Raw genomic sequence first — 22771 nt, forward strand, 5'->3', positions numbered from 1 at the left:
CATCATTCTCCTATACTCGTTTCATTTTTTAGCACTTCTGGATTTGCAATATATTGTGATGGCTTTCCCTGTAATATTTTTAAGACATTTTCTGCAACTGTCGAAGCCATTATCTGATTGCTCTCCACTGTCGTTCCTGCAACATGTGGCGTAACAATTACATTTGGCAATCTCAAAAGTGGTAAATGTTGATCAGGTGGCTCTGGGTCGAACACATCAAGACCTGCTCCCCTTATTTTACCATTTTTCAGTGCATTATATAAATCCTCTTGATGAATAATTGCACCCCGTGCTGTATTGATAAGATAAGCAGAGGGTTTCATAATGGATAAAAGCTTTTGATCAATCAACATTCTTGTTTCATCTGTTAATGGCAGATGTATTGAAATAAAATCACTATCCTTGAAGACCTCTTCTATATTCGTATGAATATGGATACCCATCTGATGTGCAAGTTGATGTTTTTCCGATTTATAGGTACGGACCCATGCAGTAACATCCATTTCAAAACCCATTTTTAATATTTTGGCGACTTCTTGTGCAATATTGCCAAATCCGATTAACCCAACCTTTTTTCCTTTTACTTCTCTGGACAGAATTGAAATTCGAGCATCGTAATGACCGTTCTTCAACTGTTCATGAAATGGCAATACTGATTTTGCTAAGGCGAGAATCAGCATAACAGCATGTTCTGCGGTAGAAGTTTTATTGACTGCAGGAGCGTGTAATACAGGAATGCCTTTTGTTGTAGCATACTCCACATCGATATTATCCAGTCCAACACCTGCACCTGAAATCACCTTTAAATTCGGACCTGCATCAATTATTTTCTTCGTAACTTTTGCTGGCGCTCGAAGGACAATCCCTTGAACATTTTTGACAAGCTCGCATAAACACGCAATGTCATATTGATCCGTTCTGATGACTTCTGCATTCTGTTGTAAAATCTTTTCCCCATTTGGGTGATACATAGAGAGAATCTGAAGAATTCGTGGTTTTTCCATATTTTCATCCTCCGATGATCAGACTCTTAAATTTTCAACAATGGTAGCAATTCCTTGACCTCCGCCGATACAAGCAGTGATCAATCCATATCGCCCGCCTCTTCTTTCGAGTTCATGCATTATTTTGACGGTCAAAATAGCCCCCGTTCCCCCTATTGGATGACCTAATGCAATGGCCCCACCATTTACATTTACTTTTTTCTGATCAATATTTAATTCTCTTAAAACAGCGAGAGATTGTGCGGCAAAGGCCTCATTCAATTCAATGAGATCCATATCATCTAATGATAGTCCTGCCATTCTTAATACTTTTAATGTTGCAGGTACCGGACCAATCCCCATAATTTCGGGTGGTACACCTACAGATGCCTGCGCTATTATCCGAAGTCTTGGATGTAATCCCTCTTTTAGTGCCTTTTCTTCTGACATCAAAACCAGTGCCGCGGCCCCATCATTACGTCCGCTAGAATTACCAGCTGTCACTGTTCCGTCCTTTTTAAAAACTGGTTTTAAAGCAGCTAATTTTTCAAAACTTGTTGAGCGAGGATGTTCATCGGTCTCAAATTGAATGGTTTGTTTGTTCCTTTTAATATCAAAAGGAACAATTTCAGCTTTAAAATTTCCTTGTTTTATCGCGGTAGCTGCTTTTTCCTGACTTTCAAGTGCAAAATAATCTTGTTCTTCTCTACTAATATTATATTTAACTGCCAGATTCTCAGCTGTTAACCCCATCGTTAAATTTCCATATTTCTCAATAGGTTGTGCGCGAGGTTGACTTTCTGTGTTTGGGTCGACTAACTCTGCATTTCCTGCCCCATAGCCATATCTTGCTTTTCGTAAATAATAAGGTGCATTACTCATGCTCTCAGCACCCCCGGCAATGATGACATCTGAAATACCACAAATAATCTGTTGTGCAGCATTATTAATGGCTTGCAATCCTGATCCACATTGTCTCTGAACCGTATAACCTGATACATTAATAGGGAGTTCCGCTCGTAATGCAGCGAGTCTCCCTAAATTTGGCACATCTGAACTTTGTTTCGCATGTCCCCAAACAACTTCTTCTATTTCTTCAGACTTCACATGACTTCTTTTGATCGCTTCGCGTATGACTTTTTCTGAAAGAAAATCGACATCAATATCCTTTAGCGATCCTCCCATGCGCCCAATCGCTGTTCGTACACCATCCATAATCACTGCCTTTCCCATCCTAGCACCTCCCCGGTTTATTCACATTCGCCCATCACTCTAAACAGGGCTTATAGAAATGCTCGTTTTAGTTCTCCCGCAATAATATTTTTTTGAATTTGGCTTGTACCCTCATAAATTTTAGTAATTCTCGCATCTCGGTAATATCTTTCGATTGGATAGTCCTTCATATAGCCAATGCCTCCATGGATCTGTACGGCTAAATCGGCCACTCGATTGTATACCTCTGAGCCATATAGTTTAGCCATCGCTGCTTCTTTCACAACCCTTTTTCCCTGATCTGCCATCCATGCGACACGATAAGTCAACGAACGTAGTAGCTCAATTTCAAGGGCCATATCGGATAACATATGTTGAACTGCTTGTTGTTCGAATATCGGCTTGCCAAATTGAACGCGTTGCCTAGCATAATCTAAACTGTGTTCAAGCAATTTTTCACAGGAGCCGAGATTTCGCGCGGCAAGTCCTGCACGCCCATTGGCTAAAATTTTCAATGCATTGATATATCCCTTTCCTTCTTCGCCAAGAACATTTTCCGCCGGTACCTCTAAATTTTCAAAGAATAGTTCAGCAGAATGCGACCCACGAAGCCCCATCTTCTTCTCAACATTGCCAACAATAAAACCTGGAAAATCTTTTTCAACGATAAAAGAAGTAATACCCTTTGCTCCCTTACTTGGATCTGTAACAGCCATTACAGTAAAAATATGACCACAAACTGCATTGGTAATATAATGTTTGGAGCCATTAATCACATATTTTTCGCCTTTTCTTTCTGCCCGTGTTTTTAAATTGGCTGCATTGGACCCTGCACTTGGTTCTGTTAGGGCAAAGGCACCGATCCATTCTCCACTTGCCATTCTAGGAAGATACTTTTCCTTTTGCTCTTTTGTGCCGAGTTCAACAATACCGACAGTTCCAATCCCTGTATGCGCTCCTATCAATGTTGTATAACCATTATGCGTTTTCCCTAATTCTTCATAGATCGCACATTTTCCAACCATATCGAGTCCAAGTCCACCATATTCTTCAGGAATACTCAGTCCAAACAATCCCAATTCTTTTGACTGTTCGACAACAGACTTAGGGATCTCATCATTTTCTTCGATTTCCATTGCTACTTTTTCAACTTCACGTTGTACAAAATCATGAACAATCTTTTTTAATAGTTGAATATCCTCTGGTAATGTAAAATCCATCGTAGAGACCTCCTATTTTCCTTTAAATTGTGGTTGTCTTTTTTCAAGAAATGCTTGCGTTCCCTCTAGCTTATCTTTGGATTCCATCAAAATAGTTTGGGAAAGCTTTTCTAAGTAAAGAGCAGTGGCCATTTCAAGGTCTGCACCGCGATTGACTGCTGCTTTTGCTAAACGTAAAGCTAAGGGACCTTTTACACTGATTTTTTGGGCATATTCTTTTGCTTTTGCCATCAATTCTGTTTGCGGTACAGCCGCACTTACTAATCCTATGTTTTTGGCTTCTTCTGCTGTGATAATCTCACCTGTCAGAATAAGTTCCATTGCTTTCCCTTTCCCAATGATTCTAGAAAGCCGCTGCGTTCCACCTGCCCCTGGGATAATGCCAAGCCCCACTTCCGGCAATCCCATCTTTGCGTTTAAAGACGCAACCCTAATATCACAGGCAAGAGCCAATTCCAAGCCCCCACCCAAAGCAAATCCATTGATAGCGGCGATGGTCGGCTTATCATATTCCTCTATTTTGCGAAATGTAGCAGTCATATTAGGTTGAAGCGCTTCGATCATTGTTCTTTTGTTTAATTCTTTCATATCTGCACCTGCTGCGAAAGATTTCTTACCGGCACCTGTAAATATCACGACATGCAAATTTTGATAAGATTTCCATTCATCTAATGCTTTTTCGATTTCAAGCAATGTTTCTAAATCTAAAGCATTACGTAATTTAGGACGATTGATTTGGATAAAACCTAACTCGCTTTTTTGTTCTACAATAATATTTTTATATGGCATTTTCTTCTCCCCCAACTATCAATCTATTAGCATCGTCTGAAGATTTTTTGAAACAGTAAAATGAGCATCGGTTAAACGTTTGATTTCATCCAAAGATGAATCTGCTGCCATTTCTTCTAAAATGAAAGAATCATTTTTGATTTTAAAGACAGCTTTATCTGTCACAATAACATCTGCTGTACGTATACCGCTCATCGGATAGGTAAGCCTTTGAATGATTTTTGGGACATGATCTTTTGTTGCATGTGTCATCGCGATAATAATTTTCTGCGCACTTGCCACTAAATCCATCGCCCCTCCAACACCTAAAATATCCTTACCAGGCACTGACCAATTGGCGATTTCACCCTTTTCACTAATTTGAAGCGCTCCCATAACCGCAATATCAATATGTCCGCCACGGATCATGGCAAATGAATCTGCACTTGAGAAAACAGAGGAGCCTATTCCTAATGTGACGGGCTGTTTGCTCGCGCTTATTAGATCCATATCGATTTGTTCTTTTGGAGGCGTTGGTCCCATACCTAAAAGCCCATTTTCAGATTGAAGATACACCTGACTTTTGGAATCAAGAAAATTGGGGATCAGCGATGGAATTCCAATGCCTAAATTGACTACTGAGCCCGCATGGAGTTCTTTTGCCACCCTTTTTGCTATCCTGTTTTTAATGAATGATGGATCAATGTTTGCCGCGCTCAACATATTCACCACCCATTTTTTCATATCGATCATTTTGCACGATATAATCAACATAAACGTGCGGTGTAACGATTTGTTCAGGATCTAACATACCAGCTTCCACGATGTCATCCACTTCTGCGATCACTAAGTCTGCTGCGGTCGCCATCATTGGATTGAAATTACGTGCGGTCTTTGCATACACTAAATTGCCCATTGTATCCGCTTTATCTGCTTTGATCAGCGCAATTTTCGCTCGGATTCCTCTGATGAATAAATATGTTTCTCCATCAAACTCTCTTTCTTCTTTTCCTTCAGCTAACTTTGTTCCGACTCCCGTTTTTGTATAAAACCCAGCAATTCCTGCTCCGCCTGCACGAATAGCTTCTGCAAGTGTACCTTGTGGGATCAACTCGATTTCCAGTTCGCCCTTGTTCCATGCTTTAACAGCATCACGATTTGTCGTAAAATAGGAGCCAATTGCTTTTTTGATATGTTTTGAGATTAATAATTTTCCAAGTCCTTTCCCCGTTTCCCCTAGATTATTACTGATAATAGTCAGCTCTCTAGCATGATCTGATTCAGCAATGACATCGATGAGCGTAAAAGGGGTACCACAAATACCGAATCCACCAACTAATAGACGATCTCCGTTTTGAATCATGTTTACAGCATCTTGTGCAGATATTCTTTTTGCACAATCTCCTATCTTCACGATGAACTGAGCCTCCAATCATCCTTCGTTGTATCAATTCTCATAATTGTAAAATCCCGAACCTGATTTGCGCCCTAAACGTCCTGCTTTCACGTACTTAATCAGAAGGGGGCTAGGTCTATATTTTTCGCCTAAAGTTTGATAAAGATATTCCATATTGCGTAAGCGAACGTCTAAACCTACTAAATCGGCTAATTCTAATGGCCCCATTGGATGATTTAGACCTAGCTTGATGGCTTTATCAATATCTTCAACAGACGCTAATCCCTCCATTAACATATTCATCGCTTCATTTCCAATAAGACAATTCATCCGACTTGTGACAAAGCCGGGGTGTTCATTGATTTCAACTGTTTCTTTCTTTAATCTCGCGCCAACTTCTTTTACTTTTGCGCATGTGTCATCTGAGGTTTCAAGCCCTCGAATAATTTCGATAAGCTTCATCTTGTGAACTGGATTGAAGAAATGCATGGCGACGCATTTTTCTGGTCTAGTTGTTTGAGCAGCAATTTCTGTTGGACTCATCGTTGATGTATTAGTCGCTAAAATGGTATGTTGGGGGCAAATTTGATCCAGTTTTTTAAAAACGTCGATTTTAATGTCAATTAATTCAAAAACAGCTTCGATCACGATATCTGCTTGTCTAGCACTAGCTACTAAATCTGTTGTATAGTTCAAGTTTGCCAACGCTGTTTTAACCTGTTTACTTGTTACATACCCTTTTTCAGCACTTTTGTTCAGTTCCTTTTCAATATAGATTTGAGCATTGTCCAAATTTTCTTGCTGCACATCATTTAAGACAACATTGAAACCATTTACTGCTGCTGTGTAGGCAATGCCTCTTCCCATGACACCCGACCCAACAACCGTTAAATTTTCCATGTTCTGCACCCCTTACATACATTAGATAACCTGCATTCCATTGGCGGATTGCAGGTTATTTGATTATTTATCTAGCCATAACAGTCAGTAATTCAGCGAAAGAAAAGAAGTTAGGTGGGAGATCAACTGCCGCATGCGCCCGATTGGTTTGGGCGGCCAGAATGTTGGTCACTCAGGTGTTGCCACAGGACGTGGCGCTTTTCACTTCCGTTCCTCTATTTCAGTGGGGATGAAGAACCCTCCTGATTAAAGTTTCACTTTATGTGGATTCGTAATTGTCGATTTGGGCCCGTTGTAATTTTCCACTGTAGTCAACATAGACCGCCTTCCACTCTGTATAGACATCTAACGCTGCTACACCTGAATCTCTATGCCCATTTCCTGTACCTTTCGTACCCCCAAATGGCAGATGAATTTCAGCACCTGTCGTTCCAGCATTGATATAAACAATACCTGTGTCTAAATCTCGTATTGCCGTATAAGCTTTATTGACATCCACTGTATAAATAGCACTAGAAAGACCGAATTCTACACTGTTATTCACTTCAATGGCTTCTTCTAAATTCTTCACTGGTAATATGGAAATGACAGGGCCAAAAATTTCTTCCTTCGCAATACGCATTTCTGGTGTAACATCTGTGAAAATCGTTGGTGCATAGAAATTGCCCTTATCTAAGCTTTTTTCAGTTACGATAATGCCACCTGTTAGGAGTTTTGCTCCTTCCTTTTGGCCAATCTTCACATATCCATCAATTCTTTCTAAGGCTGCCTGATTGATCACAGGTCCTATTTTGACTGTTTCATCAAGACCGTCGCCCAATTTTAAAGTTTGAATACGATGAATCAGCTTTTTTTCAAGTTCTTCTTTCACCTCTTGGTGGACAATGACTCGACTCGTGGCTGTGCATCTTTGACCTGCTGTTCCAAATGCTCCCCATAAAATCCCTTCTACAGCAAGATCCAAATCAGCATCCTCTAATACGGTAATAGCATTTTTCCCGCCCATTTCAAGCGATGTGCGTTTTAATAATTCACCTGCACGTCCATTGATGACCTTTCCGACCTCGTTAGAGCCTGTAAATGAGATCAAGTCAATAGCAGGATGTTCAACCATTGCGGTACCAACAACACTACCGGAACCATTCACAAGATTGATCAGTCCTTTTGGTAAACCAGCTTCCTCATAAATCTTGACAAATTCCTGTGCAGTCATGGGTGTTTCGGTGGCTGGTTTCCAAACTACTGCATTACCAGAAACGAGAGCAGGGAGGGATTTCCATGACGCGATGGCAATCGGAAAATTCCAAGGTGTAATGATACCAACCACACCAACTGGCACTCTTACACTCATCGCAAATTTGTCGCGAAGTTCAGATGGGATGGTTTGACCAAATAAACGGCGTCCCTCCCCTGCCATGTAATACGCCATATCGATCGCTTCTTGTACTTCTCCCCGTCCTTCATCAATGACTTTTCCCATCTCACTTGTTAAGATTTGCGCAATGACTTCTTTTCTCTCTTTTAATAAATGAGCCACTTTATATAAAATCTCTGCTCGTTCTGGAGCAGGAACTAATCTCCATCGCTTTTGTGCATTTTTGGCAGCCTGCACTGCTTGGTGAACATCTTTATCTGAGGACTGTGTCACTTCTGCTAGTACTTTTCCATTGGCCGGATTAACAACTGGAACAAATTTTTTTAATGAGCCTTCAAGCCATTCACCGTTGATATAATTTAAAACTTTTGACATTTGTATCCCTCCGGTAACGTAATCATTCGCCTTCATAAAGTAAAGCTTCCATCAGCGGGGGTTTTCTTCATCCCCCACAGAAATAGAGGAACGGAAGTGAAAAACGCCACGTACTGTGGCAACACCTAAATGACCAACATTCTACTCGCCCGAACCAATCGGGCGCAGGAGGCAGTTAATCCCCCATCTACCTTTCCCGTTTCTCTCTAAACCTTGAGATGGGGGTCTTACTGCCCGTTAAAGCAAGATAAGCTATCTTTCATGGAAAATTGAATGCTACAGCTTCTCTACAATAGCTCTTATAAAACTAGATTATTTTTCATTTTTGGTGGTTATGCATACTACCTCGTAATTTTTCTAGCAGATATTTTGATAGGCATTTCTTGCTATTACAGTGGCTTCAATAAAAAGAGAATATGAAGGGATAAAACATGGAAGGTTTTTCTCATATTATTTCAGACATGTTGATTATCCAATTTAATCCATAAAAATAGAGGAATTCGTTGATTTCCGCTCCGGCTTGCTCGCTTTCCTGCGGGCGAATGCTGGGGGCAACAGGATGTTGGTCACGGAGTCGTTGCCACAGGACGTGGCGCCATTAGACTCCGTTCCTTAATCGCTACGCTGCGGGGTCTCATCTACTCGCTTTTCCCGCGGGAGTCGAGCAAGCCTCCGCTCCAATCTTTATAATTGGTCCTGAAAATACAGGGTTTTTCAAAAATTACACCAAATAAGAATTCCTGATTTTTGTAAAATCAACACGCCTGATATCATTTATCATTTTTGCAGAAAGACCAAACATGACTGATTGCAGAAATACAACAAGAAGTCAAAATAATTGAAACAAATTGAGGTAAAGTGAAACCTTCTATAGCGAGTTTTTTCTTCAGCTTATGTATATTAATGAACCAATGAATTGTGGATCTACGCTGATTGCTTACGTCTTGAGGCGGGTTCTTACCGCTCGTTCATAGGGATAACCACTTGCTAAATATGGAAGAAGGATAGAAAGACTCTATCATAACTATGTCTTGAAGGAGATCTATATGCGGAGTTGCATGGAAGTTTAAGTCCTTTTTCATGACCAAGAAAAAGGAGTAGCCATATAAAACTACCCCTTTATAATACTCATATTGATGAACTTTTAAGATGTTCAGAAAGATTATTTCATGTTGATCCTTGTGAAAAATAATAGGGTCATTTTTGTTTTTCAACACGTGATTTAGATTTAATCTTAAATTGCATGGCTAGAATAATAATTGTAAGAAGTGCAATCATTACATTTACGATAAAAGAAAGATTTACAGCTTGAACATAGTCACCGCTATACTTACTGAGTCCAATATTAAGCAATAGGATACCGACAGCCGTCCCTGTCACTTGTCCAAAATTTCTTATCGTTGCAATTAGACTGCCAGCAATTCCAGACTGAGATGGTGGAAGACTCTCGATTACTGAAACATTATTAGGTGAAGCAAATAGTGAAAACCCGATCCCAAGAATCAGCATGACAACAACAATTTGATGGGGAGTTGTTGTGCTATCGAATTGACTTATTAGTAATAAATCTAATGCAATAATAGCCATTCCGATTAATGCAGGAATAAGGGTACCAATTTTATCTGCTAACCAACCACTTAATGGTGAGGCAATAATCATGACAATTGCTTGTGGGGTCATTAATAACCCGATATAAAACACTGGAAACTTTAAAACATGGCTTAAGTACAATGGCAGTAATACATAAGTTGACATCATTAAAAAATAGTAAAAAAAGGTAGCGATAATTCCAATGGTAAACTGTCTATTTTTGAAAAATTTTAAATTGATCATCGGATTATCTGCCGATTTTTCCCTACGTACAAAAATAATCCATGCTAGCACTGATATAATTAATAATGATAATCCACCTAAACTGCTCCATCCTATTGTTTTTTCATTTGAAATGAAAAACAATAACGTGCTCATTGCTAGGAAAAATAACAATGCACCACTTAAATCAAATTGCAATTTTTGCTTTTTTTCTGAATCAAAGGAAGGTAAGAAAAATATTGATCCTAAAATTGAAATAATCCCTAATGGAATATTAATCAGAAAAATAGAGCGCCATCCAAATTGTGAGATGAAAAAACCTCCTAAAGAAGGACCAATAATTGTACCAGCTGCTACGACCGCTCCAATCATTCCTAAAGCTTTCCCTCTATTTCCCCTTTGAAAAATATTCGCTACAATTCCCATCACATTCCCCATAATCATCGCCGCTCCTACAGCTTGAATGCAACGAGATACAATCAAAAAAAGAAGATTGAAGGCTAATGCACTGAGTGTTGACCCAATGATGAATATGACTATACCGAATAGAAAAAAACATTTTCTTCCTTTTTGATCTGATAAACTCCCTATGAAAGGAAGAATGCCAGTAATCAACAACAAATAGGCTACAATAACCCACTGTACTTGTTCTATAGAAACATGAAATGTCTTTTGTAATGTCGGTAACGCAACATTAATAATACTGCTATCAATATTTACCATAAATGTGCCTATTGTAACAAAGATAAAAATGATCCAAGGATTTACTGAATGAGTAGTTATTTTTTCATTCATTTCCATCACCTTTTTGTCCTTCTTCATATTTTTCTATAAAATAATCGAGCATTTGTTTTCTTCCAAGGATGTCTTCATACCATTTATCTAATTCTTGAAGACCTGACTCATTGATTTCATATATTCTCTTAGGACGCCCCTCGCCTTCTGTGATCCACTCAGAGGAAACAAAACCCTCCTCCTCTAATTCTCGTAAAACTCTATAAATCCCACCTCCATCTACCTGCATAGAGTTCGGTTTAATCGTCTGAAAAATTTCTAATATTTGGCTGCCATATAATTTTTGCTTTCTTAAAAAAAGTAATATGAATGCAGGTAGATGGCGAGATTGCTTTCGATTCAAATGTTTGGACAAAACAATCACTCCTTTAAAATGTTAATAACATTATAATGTTATTAACACTATAATGCAAAAAACATGCTCAAATCATTTTTTACTTATATTGTTTGATGACAAATTGTACATTAAGAGCTACACCTAAATTCCAGCATAAAGGTACCTATAAAGTGAAGCTTCCATCAGTGGGGGCTTTCTTCATCACCACTGAAATAGAGGAACTCAGGTGTTGCCACATCCTGTGGCAACACCTGAGTGACCAACATTCTGTCCGCCCGGAACCAATCGGGCGCATGCGGCAGTTGATCCCCCACCTATCTTTCTCATTTCTCTCTAAACCTTGAGGTAGGGGTCTTACTGCCCGTTAAAGCAGGATAAAAACATCGTATAAAATAAATTTCCACTCCAATATTTAAACGTGGAAATCATTCAATTAGATTTATTTTTCTTGTGGGGGACTTTTTGTGAGACTCTTTTCCCAAAAGTGTGATAGAATCTTTATTGAATCGAATACAATGCTTACAGAGCAGGAGAGGTACTAGAACAACCCTCTATAAAAAACTAGGGATAACTATATCTTTAGGGTATAGTTTTTTTATTTTTCTAGCATTCTCCTTTTTAGAACGGCAGGAGGAGATGAAAAAATGAATTTTCCATATAGTAAAGGATGATTACATCAATTACGCCTCCAGCGTAATTGTTATTTAAAACATTGACTTTTAAGTACATGGATGAGCGCATTCGTTTTATCCCATATATCAACGACCATTTATCATGTACTTTATTTTTTTTAAAGGAGACTTTTCAATGAGAATCATCTTATATCTTACAGCAATTGTTTTAGCAAATGTTATTACAGCAAAGTTTGCACCACTTCAATTGGGTGTCTTTATTATCCCTTACGGTTCTTTTCTAATTGGAGCTACGTTCATTTTACGTGATCTTGTACAAAACAAATATGGTAAAAAAAATACCTATCTTTTCATTGGTCTTGCGTTATTCTTATCCGCGATTTCTAGCTATGTTCTAGGCGATACACTGTGGATCGTTTTCGCAAGTGCCATTAGTTTTGCAGTTTCCGAAACAACAGATACTGAAATATATTCAAGATTAAAGACATCCATCAACTTACGGATCTTATATAGTGGTATATTTGGAGGGATTTTGGACTCTTCTATTTTCGTCATTGTTGGTCTATCCCCAATTGGTGCAGGCATGGTTCCATGGGACGCTGTTTGGATGGCGATCTTGGGACAACTTATGATCAAAATTGGCATGCAATTCTTAGGAGTACTTGTTCTTCGTTTGACCAATTTCTCCAAAATAGAATGGGCAAATTAAATCAGGAGATGAATGATAGTGTTAAGAGATGAAAAAGCAATCGTCGTATTTAGTGGTGGACAAGATAGCACGACTTGCTTATTTTGGGCATTACAAACTTTTAAAGAAGTAGAGGCTGTTACATTCAATTATCAGCAACGACATGTAGCTGAAATCGAATGTGCAAAAGAAATCGCAAAAGAATTGAATGTGAAACACCATATTTTAGATATGTCCTTACTCAATCAGTTAGCACCTAATGCGCTTACTCGGGATGATATTGAGGTCAAAGCAGGAGAAAATGGTGAATTACCTTCAACTTTTGTTCCTGGACGAAACTTGTTATTCTTATCATTTGCTGGTATTTTAGCGAATCAAGTAGGAGCCAAACATCTTATTACAGGGGTATGCGAAACTGATTTCAGTGGCTATCCTGACTGCAGAGATAACTTTATCAAATCATTGAATGTGACATTAAATTTGGCAATGGATGAACATCTTGTCATCCACACACCGTTAATGTGGCTGGATAAAGCAGAAACTTGGAAAATGGCCGATGAGATGGGAAAATTGGAGTATGTTCGTACGAAGACTTTAACATGCTACAATGGTATTAAAGGCGATGGTTGTGGAACATGCCCAGCGTGTCAGTTGCGCTCAAACGGTTATCAAAAATATATGGAAATGAAGAAAAAAGAAAAGACGCTATTTTAAAGGGGTTTCTGGCAATAAGCGAAAATGCCTAGCATCAAAATACTCTGAATGAAGAGAAAAAATCTGCTCATATCTAACTAGTAGAATGAGCAGATTTTTTTTAATTGATTAAAGGATTATTTTGCGAAACAGGATTTTTAGAGAATCCTGTTTTTTTATATTTAAAACATCAATGGAATACAATCGTTTTATTGTCTTCCACGATAATCCGATTTTCTATATGCCATTTGACAGCTTTTACTAAGACGCGACGTTCGATTTGCGCACCGATTTTTTTCAACTGTTCTGCATTATCACGGTGATCTACACGTTCTACATCTTGTTCAATGATTGGGCCTTCGTCTAAATCATTCGTTACATAATGGGAAGTAGCACCGATTAATTTAACACCTCGCGCAAATGCACGTTGATATGGATTTGCTCCAATAAAAGCTGGTAAAAATGAATGGTGAATATTAATGATGCGATTTTTAAAGTGATCGACAAACTCGGGGGTTAAAATTTGCATATAGCGTGCTAAAATTAAAACATCCACATTATATTCTTCCACTAATCGAATTTGTTCTTTTTCTACTTGCTCGCGAATATTTTTATTGGCAGGAATATAATAGAATGGGATGCCTAATGCTTCAACCATCGGACGCGCCGTTTCATGATTGCTAATAACGAGTGCAATATCCATCTCTAAATCGCCATTTTGCCATTCCCATAAAAGTTCTAACAAGCAATGTGGTTCTTTTGATACAAAAATGGCAGAACGTTGACGGACATTTCGATAGTAAAAATGATATTCCATTTGGTAATCTTCTGCGATTCTTTCAAATTCCTTTTCCATTTCTACAGCTTTTGCTGGCAAATTGTCACAGTGATATTCAATGCGAATAAAAAACGTACCGTTCTCTGGATCTGTTGAAAATTGGCTAGACTCAATAATATTAGCATTGTGATTATGTAAAAAAGAAGATAATACCGATACGATACCAGGTTTATCCGGACATTTTACTAACAGGCGTGCTCGATTTTCTAATCTATTCGAATGATTTTCTAACTTTTCATTATGTTCAAGTTTATTCGTCATCTAAGTACATCTCCTAGTTTCAATATACCTTAAATTATCAAATAATTTCAGTGAATATTCAAGTTTTTTCTTTTCACAATGACAGTTATTCATTTCTTTTTATTATTTTCTTTCATAGGCGCGTTAATTAGCCAATTTTACTTGTAAAAACAGGAAGAATTCGTTGGTTTCCAGCTACGACTTGCTCGCTTTCCTGCGGGGGTAGAGCAAGAAGCCACAGCGAAGATCTATATAAATGGAGCTAATAATCCATATTTTTGAAGGATTATGTCAAATATATTTCCTGATTTCTGCCCAATCAACACGCTTGGCATGGTTATTCACCTGTACGAAATGAAAAGCAGTTGGATATACTTGTATGAAGACACATTTATCCTATTGAAGGAAAGAAGCGTGAACGATGAATCATTCATTTCATTACGATCCTTTTCAAAATCTGCAAGAAAAAAATATGACTTTCGAAGATGTTTTTCAATATATAGCCAATTTTATGCATCAAAATCCAAAGGGACAATATCGTTTAATTATTGGAACCGATTCACAAGTTCATAAAACGTATACCATATTTATCACTGGTATAGTTATTTTACGGGAAGGAGATGGCGTGTGGGCTTGTATAAGGAGAGTCATTGTACCTCGAAAAATGTTGCATCTACATGAAAGAATTTCATTAGAACTTTCATTTACAGAAGAAGTTGTTTCCATGTTTACAGAAGAAAAAAAGAAAGAGTTAATTGACATTGTTTTGCCCTATATATATGATGGTTCAACTTTTGCAATGGAAGGACATATCGATATAGGAGCTGGAAACCGCAACAAAACGCGAGAATTTGTGAATGAAATGGTTACTAGGATGAAATCTATTGGAGTGGAACCAAAGATTAAGCCCGATGCTTTCGTCGCTTCAAGCTACGCCAATCACTTTACAAAATAGCATGACATAAAATGGAACTTCCATAAATGGAAAACACTGATGAAGATGAAGAATAACGATATTCTGATTTTCATTTTCTAACGAATCTCAAATGACCACAACTAATGAAAAATCCATCCAGCAATATACACGCTGAATGGATTCTTTTATTCATCTCACATGAATAGACAGTTTGCACACTTTAAAACACAAGTAAAAAACAACTATCTATTTATAAAGAACTTCTACACTGAATGAAAAAAACACCACTGTGTCAAGCTTCTTTATAGTACCTTTCCTAAAAATGCTTTTGTTCTTTCGTTTTGCGTATGACCAAATACTTCTTCTGGATGACCTTCCTCGACAATATAGCCACCATCCATGAATATGACACGGTCTGCTACCTCACGGGCAAATCCCATTTCATGTGTGACAATCACCATTGTCATTCCTTCTTCAGCTAGTTGCTTCATAACATCCAACACTTCCTTGACCATTTCAGGATCAAGAGCGGATGTTGGTTCATCAAATAGCATAATTTTAGGTTTCATCGCAAGAGCTCGTGCAATCGCCACACGTTGTTGTTGCCCTCCAGAAAGCTGATCGGGATAATTATAAGCTTTTTCTCGCAGTCCAACTTTATCCAATAGTTCCAATGCTAATTTTTCTGCATCTTTTTTAGCCATTTTGCGAACTTGAATAGGTGCCATTGTGATATTCTCAATAACCGTCATATGAGGAAAAAGATTGAACTGTTGAAAAACCATCCCTACTTCTGTACGAATTTCATTGATATTCGTTTTTGGATCATTTACTTTAACATCGTCTATGTAAATTTCACCATCTGTCATTTCTTCTAATAAGTTAATACATCTTAAAAATGTACTTTTTCCTGATCCAGAAGGTCCAATCACACAAACTACTTCTTTTTCTTGAACTTCATAATCAATACCTTTTAAAACTTCAAGATTTCCAAAACTTTTGTGTAGGTTTTTAATCTTTATCATACCGCAGTCCGCCCTTCGTCATTGTTTTGCGGATGATCTAGTTTTCTTGAACGTCTTTTTCTTGGATTATAATGATTGCTAAAACGTTTTTCAATGTAAGCAACAAGCTTTGTTACAATATAAGTTAAAATTAAATATAATGCTGCTGCTACTAAATAAGGCTCCCAGAAACGTTGATAAGCACCTACTACCACTTTACTTGCATACAGAATATCGTTAGCAGCGATAACCGTTACAAGTGATGAATCTTTTAATAATGCAATAAACTCGTTACCTAATGGGGGAATCATGCGCCGGAACGCCTGTGGTAAAATAACTTTTACCATTGCCTTGCTATGTGTTAAGCCTAATGAACGCGCCGCCTCCATTTGACCTTTATCAATGGACTGGATTCCCGCACGAATAATTTCTGCAACATATGCAGCACTATTTAGAATAAGCGCAGCAATACCTGATACCATATATCCATAGGACTGTCCAAAAATAGAAGGAATCACTGCTAAATGAATGATTAAAATTTGAACAAGCATTGGCGTCCCGCGAAATAGATCAACGTATATTTTCGATGGCCAATAAATCCATTTACTTTTCGATGTTTTACCAAGACCTAATAAGATTCCTAGTATAAGGCCACCCAAATAACCACAAATGGTTAAAGAAACGGTTACCCATATCCCACGTAAAAATAAGTCACGGTAGTTCCAGACTATATCCCAGCGTAAATCAAAGAAGTTCATCTGGTATACCCCCAATCAATTATTTAAGTTCTTGGCTTGTAATCTTAGCTAGTTTGCCATTTTCTTTCATTTTCTTTAGTCCTTCATTTAGGACATCCAATACCTCTTTATTGCCCTTTTTCACCATAAAGCCATAGTACTCTTTTTCAAATGCGTCATCTTCCACTGTTTTCAATTTAGCATCCGGATTATTTTTCAAGTATTCGATGACAACAGCATTATCCCCGATTGCAGCATCAACCGAACCATTGATCACTTCTTGGAATGCAAGCGGTTGGTTTTCATAAGCTTTAATTTTTGGACTTGTTTTTCCTTGTAATTTTTGCGCAGCAATATGACCTGTTGTATTAATTTGAACAGCAATTTTTTTATCTTTTAAATCTTGAAGTGATTTAACTTTTGAGTCTTTTTTAACAACGATTAGCTGAGTCGCTTCATAGTACGGTTCTGTAAAATCATATGTTTCTTTTCGTTCATCTGTAATCGTAATACCAGATGCACCTAAATCGATTTCACCATTCGTTACTTGTTGGAAAACAGGTTCCCAGCCAATATTTTTCACTTCGAATTCCTTACCTGTTTCTTCTCCAATAGCTTTTAAAACGTCAACATCAATTCCGACAACTTTACCGTTATCATCCATTGATTCAAATGGCGCAAATGTTGCTTCAGTTCCTGCTACTAGTTTCTCTTTTTTATTCGAGTCTTTACTTGAAGAATCCTTCGCCCCATCAGAGCCACAAGCTGCTAAAATCATTGAAACAGCCATCACCAACATTAGCATTGATAATAATTTTTTTCTTTTCCCCATAAAATGGACCCCCTATGTGTTATCACTCTATTAATATAAAATTATTAAGCTAGATCAACTATCACTAGTAAGTCCAATTATATAAAATTAAAAATAGTAAAACAATATTTATTTTTTTGATAAATCAAAACTTCACATAGTTGGGTGTTCTTTTTCTTACATTGTATGTTAGTTGTACAAATCGAGTTTTTACCAATATCTGATTCTATACTCATTTTCTTCTAAATGTTAGAAATCTTTCCATCTGGCATATCTGGCAATACATGATAAATAGAACAGGTGTGTTGATTATCCAATTTTGTCCATAAGGATAGAGAGAATTCGTTGATTTCCGCTGCGGATTGCTCATTCTTCACTTGTCTTCCATTTCCATTACAAATAACATATATGACTATTATTACTCAAATTCCAATTTTCTCTTACATATTCACATAAGTATTTCAAGAAAAAGCCAACGAAAACTTTATGGTTTACGTTGGTTCTTATATATCAATATATGAATCCTTGATGAATGTTCTTCTAAATTAACCCTTTTTCGATTAAAATTTTCGATAGTTTCTCAACGCATTCTTCAATTGAATACTTTTCGGTATTCAAGGCGATTTCCGGGTTTTCTGGGGCTTCATAAGGCGCTGTAAGTCCTGTGAAATTGGGTATTTCTGCATTTCGTGCTTTCTTGTATAAACCTTTTGGATCTCGTTTTTCACATTCTTCTAAGGAACATTCGATGTAAACTTCAAGAAACTCCCCATCTTCTACAAGATTTCGCACTACTTCTCGATCTTCTCGAAATGGAGAGATAAATGCAGTGATCACAATTTGACCACTATCAACGAATAATTTTGATACTTCTCCAATACGGCGAATATTTTCTTTTCGATCCGTATCTGTAAATCCTAAATCATTGTTCAAACCATGACGAATATTATCACCATCTAAAACATACGTTTGTAAACCCCGATCGAATAGTTTGCGTGCGAATGTATTTGCAATGGTAGACTTTCCCGATGCAGAAAGACCCGTAAACCATAGGATGAAGCTTCCATGTTTATTTTTCTTACGGCGTTCTTCTTTCGCAATTGACGCCTCATGCCAAACAATATTCGAACTCATTACTTTCCCTCCATTAAATAGATACTTCTTGTTTTAACCCTCTGATCAATACTTCCACCACTTCTTTACGGCTAAATGTGCTTGGAGGTACTTCTCCGTTTCTTAACATTTCACGTACTTTCGTTCCAGATAAAATAATACGGCTTTTCGCATCATGCGGACATGTTTTAGTTGTAGCCATTCCTTCGCATTCCGTACAATAAAAACTATGTTCAAATTTTAACGGTTGAATGCCAATTTCCTCTGGTGTAAATTGATCGAATAATTTTTGGGCTTCATATGTACCATAATAGTTACCTACTCCAGCATGGTCACGACCAACAATAAAATGTGTACACCCATAATTTTTCCGAACTAATGCATGAAATATGGCTTCACGTGGTCCAGCATATCTCATAGCAGCCAAAAATACGCCTAATTGAACTCGTTCTTTTGGATAATATTTATCTAATAATACTTCATAACTTTCCATACGTATGGAAGCTGGGATATCATCTGATTTGGTTTCACCAACAAGTGGATTTAAAAATAAGCCGTCAACAATTTCCAACGCTGTCTTTTGAATATATTCATGTGCACGGTGGACAGGGTTGCGTGTTTGGAAACCCACAATTGTTTTCCAGCCTTTTTCTTCAAATAAGGCACGTGTTTCTTGCGGCTCAAATGTATAAGTAGGAAATTGTTTAGGGGATTTTTTGATTAACGTGATTTTTCCACCAACATACGTGTTAGGACGACTATAAAGTCTTTTAACGCCTGGATGTGCTTCATCTGAAGTACCATAAACGTTTGTCGCCTCTTTCTCTTTATCAGGTGTATAAATATCTGCTATATCGATAGTGCCATATACTTCTCCATCATATAGCAATTTTGCTTGTTCGCCGATTTTTAAAGTTGCTGCTTTTTCTTCAGTTACTGGTAATGTAATTGGAATACTCCATACTATTCCAGTTGATAATCTCATATTTTTGACAACAGACTCATAATCATCTTTCGTTAAGAAACCTTCGATTGGACTGTAGGCACCAACACCTATCAGTTCTAAATCACTGAAAGAAATCGCATCAAGATCAATTTCTTGTTGAATCTTTGTAATGTCTTTTAATGGTTCATAGCGTTGAATTAGTTGACCACCGTGTGGTTGAATACTCATATTTTCTTTCCCTCCGTCATAATTGATGCTGTTTTAGCTGATCAATTCATGTTCATGCTGTTCACTTTTTTAGCTTTCGGTATGTAAGCCACATTCCATTTTAGTCATCCCTTGCCATCTTCCTGCACGTAGATCTTCCATGGAGAAGACCGGCTTTGTACAATATTCACACCCAATGCTTGGATATCCTTGATCGTGTAGTGGGTTATAGGTTAATTCATGTTTTGACACATAGCGCCAAACATCTTTCCATGTCCAATGAATCAGTGGACAGATTTTAATAGAATGAAAACGATTGTCTTTATTGATAAATTCGACGTTTTTTCTCGTTTCTGATTGGTCACGTCGTAAACCTGAGATCCAAGCTTTTGATCCTGTTAAAACTTCATTTAACGGATCCAGTTTACGAATTTGGCAGCACTGATTTGGATTACGCTCCCATAATTTATCACCAAATTGTTCCTTTTGTTGTTCTAATGTGATCGCTGGTTTTTTTAGCACGATATGAAGTGATGGATATTTTTCACGTACACGGTCAATCGTTTCATAAGTTTCTTTAAAATGAACATCTGTATCAAGAAAGACAATTTGTGCATCGGGCTGAACTTTAGAGATTAAATCAATTAACACAATTCCTTCAATACCAAAGCTGCAAGAATAGACGATATCTTTACCATAATGTTGGTAGCTCCACTGAAGGACGTTCAATGCCCCCTTATAGATGTCATCTACATCAAATGACAGGTCCTTCCGATCTTCCCAAGTATCATATGTCAGCATTGTTGTCTCCCTCCTATATGACAAAATCTTCTGGAATAAATACTTTCATTTCTTTTGGTCGTACATATACGAATTCGCCGACAGATAAATTGAGCTGTTCGTATTCCTCTTTTGTAAGTTCTACTTCTACATATTCATCCATATTTTCACGCTTTAATTCCACATACCAAACCGGACCAATCGAATGGCAAAAGAATACCTTTGCGGCAATTGCATCATCGCTTTGTTTTTGCCGATCGATTTTCATATGATGGGGACGGACATATCCTACTGCTTCTTTATCAGATATATTTTGATATTCGGGTACATTTAGTTCTACAGAGCCCACCTTAAGCTTACCCTGATCCAATCTTCCATGGAATAAGTTCACATCGCCTAAAAAATCGTAGACAAATGGACTTTTAGGAGAGTCATAGACTTCTGAAGGTGTACCAATCTGTTCGATTTTCCCTTCATTCATAATGACAATACGATCGGCTACATCTAATGCTTCTTCTTGGTCATGGGTGACAAAAACACTTGTCACATGCATTTCATTATGTAATTTTCTTAACCAACGTCGCAATTCTTTTCTTACTTTGGCATCAAGTGCTCCAAAGGGTTCATCTAGTAATAAGATTTGTGGTTCAACTGCAAGCGCTCTCGCTAATGCTACGCGTTGTCTTTGTCCACCGGATAACTGAGAAGGATAGCGCTTAGCAAATCCACTCAACTTTACAAGATCTAATAATTCATAAACTTTCTTTTCAATTTCAGCTTTTTTAGGGCGCAATTTCTTTTTCCTTACGTTTAAGCCAAATGCTATATTGTCAAATACCGTCATATGCTTAAACAACGCGTAATGTTGAAAGACAAAACCGACATCTCGTTGGTTGACGTGCGTATTCGTTAAATCTTTGCCATCAAAAGAAATTATTCCCTCTTCAATCGATTCAAGACCTGCAATCATTCGAAGTAATGTCGTTTTACCCGATCCTGATGGCCCTAATAGTGCTACTAACTCCCCTTTTGGAATTTCTAGATTAATATTCTGAAGGGCTTGAAACGAACCATATCGCTTTGATACATCCCGTATTTCAATTGTCATTTTGCATCATCCATTCTTAATGTTTTTCCGTACGCCATTCAATCCAAGTCTTGATTAAAAGTGTAACAAGAGCGAGTAATGACATTAAAGATGCCACTGCAAATGCGGCTGAAAATTGGTATTCATTGTAAAGGATCTCAACATGGAGAGGCATTGTATTCGTTTCACCACGAATATGACCAGATACGACAGACACAGCTCCAAACTCACCAATTGCGCGTGCATTACAAAGGATCATTCCATAAAGTAATCCCCATTTTATCGAGGGCAACGTGACACGTAAAAACATCTGCCAACCATTTGCTCCAAGTGATATGGCTGCTTCTTCCTCTGTTTTTCCTTGTGCCTGCATAACAGGAATAAGCTCCCTCGCAACAAAGGGCAGCGTCACAAACATGGTCGCAATGATGATACCGGGAACGGAAAAGATGATTTTCAATCCAAATTCATCTAAAAATGGTCCAAGCACCCCACGAGGTCCAAAGAACAGCACTAAAACTAACCCAGCGATAACAGGTGATACCGCAAAAGGTAGTTCAATTAAAGATAATAAAATCTGCTTACCTTTAAATTGAAATTTCGTAATAAGCCAGGCAGCTGCAATACCGAATACCACATTTAACGGTACAGAAATAATCGCCACTAAGATCGTCAACTTAATCGCTGACAGTGCATCTGGTTCTGTGATGGCTGCGAAATAGACTTCTGCTCCCTTCTCAAATGCTTTAACAAAGATGAAAACAAGTGGGATTAGAAGAAACACCACTAAATATAAGAACATCAATGACATTAAAATATACTTTGTCCAATTGACTTCTTTCTTTGCATGTTTGATGCCATCTGTTGATTTAACTTCCTGTCTGACCAAATCAGTTGTCATTCTTT

At 37.7% G+C, this 22771-nt stretch carries 22 protein-coding genes and 1 riboswitch; of the genes, 3 read left to right on the forward strand and 19 right to left on the reverse strand.

Going from position 1 to position 22771, the window contains the following annotated elements:
- Window positions 1–2: 2 nt before the first annotated feature.
- From FEU33_RS08225 to FEU33_RS08270, 10 genes are all read right to left on the reverse strand, one after another.
- Complete coding sequence (locus FEU33_RS08225; RefSeq protein WP_146548905.1) at window positions 3–1004, reverse strand: hydroxyacid dehydrogenase; 1002 nt, start codon at window positions 1002–1004, stop codon at window positions 3–5.
- 18 nt (window positions 1005–1022) lie between these two features.
- Entirely contained in the window at window positions 1023–2216 is a 1194-nt protein-coding gene (locus FEU33_RS08230; protein WP_146548906.1) for a thiolase family protein, read from the reverse strand.
- 50 nt (window positions 2217–2266) lie between these two features.
- A complete protein-coding gene (locus tag FEU33_RS08235) occupies window positions 2267–3415 on the reverse strand; it encodes an acyl-CoA dehydrogenase family protein (RefSeq protein ID WP_146548907.1) in 1149 nt (382 codons plus the stop codon).
- A gap of 12 nt (window positions 3416–3427) precedes the next feature.
- Window positions 3428–4204 carry an enoyl-CoA hydratase/isomerase family protein gene (locus FEU33_RS08240; RefSeq protein WP_146548908.1) on the reverse strand — a complete coding sequence of 259 codons (777 nt, stop codon included), beginning with the start codon at window positions 4202–4204 and terminating at the stop codon, window positions 3428–3430.
- Between the two features lie 18 nt (window positions 4205–4222).
- Window positions 4223–4903 carry a 3-oxoacid CoA-transferase subunit B gene (locus tag FEU33_RS08245; protein WP_425328585.1) on the reverse strand — a complete coding sequence of 227 codons (681 nt, stop codon included), beginning with the start codon at window positions 4901–4903 and terminating at the stop codon, window positions 4223–4225.
- Complete coding sequence (locus FEU33_RS08250) at window positions 4884–5597, reverse strand: CoA transferase subunit A (RefSeq protein ID WP_280524839.1); 714 nt, start codon at window positions 5595–5597, stop codon at window positions 4884–4886. The genes FEU33_RS08245 and FEU33_RS08250 overlap by 20 nt, the downstream gene beginning before the upstream one ends.
- 33 nt (window positions 5598–5630) lie before the next feature.
- Complete coding sequence (locus FEU33_RS08255) at window positions 5631–6479, reverse strand: 3-hydroxyacyl-CoA dehydrogenase (protein WP_146548910.1); 849 nt, start codon at window positions 6477–6479, stop codon at window positions 5631–5633.
- Between the two features lie 259 nt (window positions 6480–6738).
- Window positions 6739–8229, reverse strand: coding sequence for an aldehyde dehydrogenase family protein (locus tag FEU33_RS08260; RefSeq protein WP_146548911.1), 1491 nt, complete (start codon window positions 8227–8229; stop codon window positions 6739–6741).
- A gap of 1197 nt (window positions 8230–9426) precedes the next feature.
- Window positions 9427–10842, reverse strand: coding sequence for an MFS transporter (locus FEU33_RS08265; RefSeq protein ID WP_244951042.1), 1416 nt, complete (start codon window positions 10840–10842; stop codon window positions 9427–9429).
- Complete coding sequence (locus FEU33_RS08270) at window positions 10829–11191, reverse strand: PadR family transcriptional regulator (protein ID WP_186731361.1); 363 nt, start codon at window positions 11189–11191, stop codon at window positions 10829–10831. Before FEU33_RS08270 ends, FEU33_RS08265 begins: the two co-directional genes overlap by 14 nt.
- 508 nt (window positions 11192–11699) lie before the next feature.
- A riboswitch (PreQ1 riboswitch) is annotated at window positions 11700–11744 on the forward strand.
- Window positions 11745–11980: 236 nt separating this feature from the next.
- Between FEU33_RS08270 and FEU33_RS08275 the strand changes: the two genes are divergently transcribed.
- Together FEU33_RS08275 and queC are read left to right on the forward strand one after the other, a co-directional pair.
- Entirely contained in the window at window positions 11981–12514 is a 534-nt protein-coding gene (locus FEU33_RS08275; protein ID WP_146548914.1) for a VUT family protein, read from the forward strand.
- A 12-nt stretch (window positions 12515–12526) separates the two neighbouring features.
- Entirely contained in the window at window positions 12527–13207 is a 681-nt protein-coding gene (queC, locus tag FEU33_RS08280; protein WP_146548915.1) for a 7-cyano-7-deazaguanine synthase QueC, read from the forward strand.
- A gap of 169 nt (window positions 13208–13376) precedes the next feature.
- On the opposite strand, the gene purU is transcribed toward queC, so the two are convergent.
- Complete coding sequence (gene purU / locus FEU33_RS08285) at window positions 13377–14285, reverse strand: formyltetrahydrofolate deformylase (protein WP_146548916.1); 909 nt, start codon at window positions 14283–14285, stop codon at window positions 13377–13379.
- A gap of 400 nt (window positions 14286–14685) precedes the next feature.
- On the opposite strand from purU, the gene FEU33_RS08290 reads away from it, so the two are divergent.
- Window positions 14686–15219 carry a ribonuclease H-like YkuK family protein gene (locus tag FEU33_RS08290; protein ID WP_243881174.1) on the forward strand — a complete coding sequence of 178 codons (534 nt, stop codon included), beginning with the start codon at window positions 14686–14688 and terminating at the stop codon, window positions 15217–15219.
- Window positions 15220–15482: 263 nt separating this feature from the next.
- Here the strand turns inward: FEU33_RS08290 and FEU33_RS08295 are convergent, their stop codons facing one another.
- From FEU33_RS08295 to cysW, 8 genes are all read right to left on the reverse strand, one after another.
- The gene (locus FEU33_RS08295) at window positions 15483–16205 is read right to left on the reverse strand and encodes an amino acid ABC transporter ATP-binding protein (protein WP_146548917.1); all 723 of its coding nucleotides are present in this window, start codon (window positions 16203–16205) and stop codon (window positions 15483–15485) included.
- Entirely contained in the window at window positions 16202–16942 is a 741-nt protein-coding gene (locus tag FEU33_RS08300) for an amino acid ABC transporter permease (RefSeq protein WP_146548918.1), read from the reverse strand. Before FEU33_RS08300 ends, FEU33_RS08295 begins: the two co-directional genes overlap by 4 nt.
- Before the next feature lie 19 nt (window positions 16943–16961).
- Window positions 16962–17753: a basic amino acid ABC transporter substrate-binding protein gene (locus FEU33_RS08305; protein ID WP_146548919.1), complete on the reverse strand. Its 792-nt coding sequence runs from the start codon at window positions 17751–17753 to the stop codon at window positions 16962–16964.
- Window positions 17754–18272: 519 nt separating this feature from the next.
- Window positions 18273–18866 carry an adenylyl-sulfate kinase gene (gene cysC / locus FEU33_RS08310; protein ID WP_146548920.1) on the reverse strand — a complete coding sequence of 198 codons (594 nt, stop codon included), beginning with the start codon at window positions 18864–18866 and terminating at the stop codon, window positions 18273–18275.
- A 13-nt stretch (window positions 18867–18879) separates the two neighbouring features.
- Entirely contained in the window at window positions 18880–20019 is a 1140-nt protein-coding gene (gene sat / locus FEU33_RS08315) for a sulfate adenylyltransferase (protein WP_146548921.1), read from the reverse strand.
- 69 nt (window positions 20020–20088) lie between these two features.
- Window positions 20089–20799, reverse strand: a complete 711-nt coding sequence (locus tag FEU33_RS08320) for a phosphoadenylyl-sulfate reductase (RefSeq protein WP_146548922.1) — start codon at window positions 20797–20799, stop codon at window positions 20089–20091.
- A gap of 13 nt (window positions 20800–20812) precedes the next feature.
- A complete protein-coding gene (locus tag FEU33_RS08325) occupies window positions 20813–21886 on the reverse strand; it encodes a sulfate/molybdate ABC transporter ATP-binding protein (protein ID WP_146548923.1) in 1074 nt (357 codons plus the stop codon).
- 16 nt (window positions 21887–21902) lie between these two features.
- Window positions 21903–22766: a sulfate ABC transporter permease subunit CysW gene (gene cysW / locus FEU33_RS08330; protein ID WP_146548924.1), complete on the reverse strand. Its 864-nt coding sequence runs from the start codon at window positions 22764–22766 to the stop codon at window positions 21903–21905.
- Window positions 22767–22771: the final 5 nt, after the last annotated feature.

The organism is Rummeliibacillus suwonensis (assembly GCF_007896435.1).
Classification (GTDB): Bacteria; Bacillota; Bacilli; order Bacillales_A; family Planococcaceae; genus Rummeliibacillus; species Rummeliibacillus suwonensis.

Coding starts and splice junctions, on each gene's coding strand:
- FEU33_RS08225 (WP_146548905.1), bottom strand. CDS start 1,004: ATGGAAAAACCACGAATTCTTCAGATTCTCTCTATGTATCACCCAAAT.
- FEU33_RS08230 (WP_146548906.1), bottom strand. CDS start 2,216: ATGGGAAAGGCAGTGATTATGGATGGTGTACGAACAGCGATTGGGCGC.
- FEU33_RS08235 (WP_146548907.1), bottom strand. CDS start 3,415: ATGGATTTTACATTACCAGAGGATATTCAACTATTAAAAAAGATTGTT.
- FEU33_RS08240 (WP_146548908.1), bottom strand. CDS start 4,204: ATGCCATATAAAAATATTATTGTAGAACAAAAAAGCGAGTTAGGTTTT.
- FEU33_RS08255 (WP_146548910.1), bottom strand. CDS start 6,479: ATGGAAAATTTAACGGTTGTTGGGTCGGGTGTCATGGGAAGAGGCATT.
- FEU33_RS08260 (WP_146548911.1), bottom strand. CDS start 8,229: ATGTCAAAAGTTTTAAATTATATCAACGGTGAATGGCTTGAAGGCTCA.
- FEU33_RS08265 (WP_244951042.1), bottom strand. CDS start 10,842: ATGGAAATGAATGAAAAAATAACTACTCATTCAGTAAATCCTTGGATC.
- FEU33_RS08275 (WP_146548914.1), top strand. CDS start 11,981: ATGAGAATCATCTTATATCTTACAGCAATTGTTTTAGCAAATGTTATT.
- queC (WP_146548915.1), top strand. CDS start 12,527: ATGATAGTGTTAAGAGATGAAAAAGCAATCGTCGTATTTAGTGGTGGA.
- purU (WP_146548916.1), bottom strand. CDS start 14,285: ATGACGAATAAACTTGAACATAATGAAAAGTTAGAAAATCATTCGAAT.
- FEU33_RS08290 (WP_243881174.1), top strand. CDS start 14,686: ATGAATCATTCATTTCATTACGATCCTTTTCAAAATCTGCAAGAAAAA.
- FEU33_RS08295 (WP_146548917.1), bottom strand. CDS start 16,205: ATGATAAAGATTAAAAACCTACACAAAAGTTTTGGAAATCTTGAAGTT.
- FEU33_RS08300 (WP_146548918.1), bottom strand. CDS start 16,942: ATGAACTTCTTTGATTTACGCTGGGATATAGTCTGGAACTACCGTGAC.
- FEU33_RS08305 (WP_146548919.1), bottom strand. CDS start 17,753: ATGGGGAAAAGAAAAAAATTATTATCAATGCTAATGTTGGTGATGGCT.
- cysC (WP_146548920.1), bottom strand. CDS start 18,866: ATGAGTTCGAATATTGTTTGGCATGAGGCGTCAATTGCGAAAGAAGAA.
- sat (WP_146548921.1), bottom strand. CDS start 20,019: ATGAGTATTCAACCACACGGTGGTCAACTAATTCAACGCTATGAACCA.
- FEU33_RS08320 (WP_146548922.1), bottom strand. CDS start 20,799: ATGCTGACATATGATACTTGGGAAGATCGGAAGGACCTGTCATTTGAT.
- FEU33_RS08325 (WP_146548923.1), bottom strand. CDS start 21,886: ATGACAATTGAAATACGGGATGTATCAAAGCGATATGGTTCGTTTCAA.
- cysW (WP_146548924.1), bottom strand. CDS start 22,766: ATGACAACTGATTTGGTCAGACAGGAAGTTAAATCAACAGATGGCATC.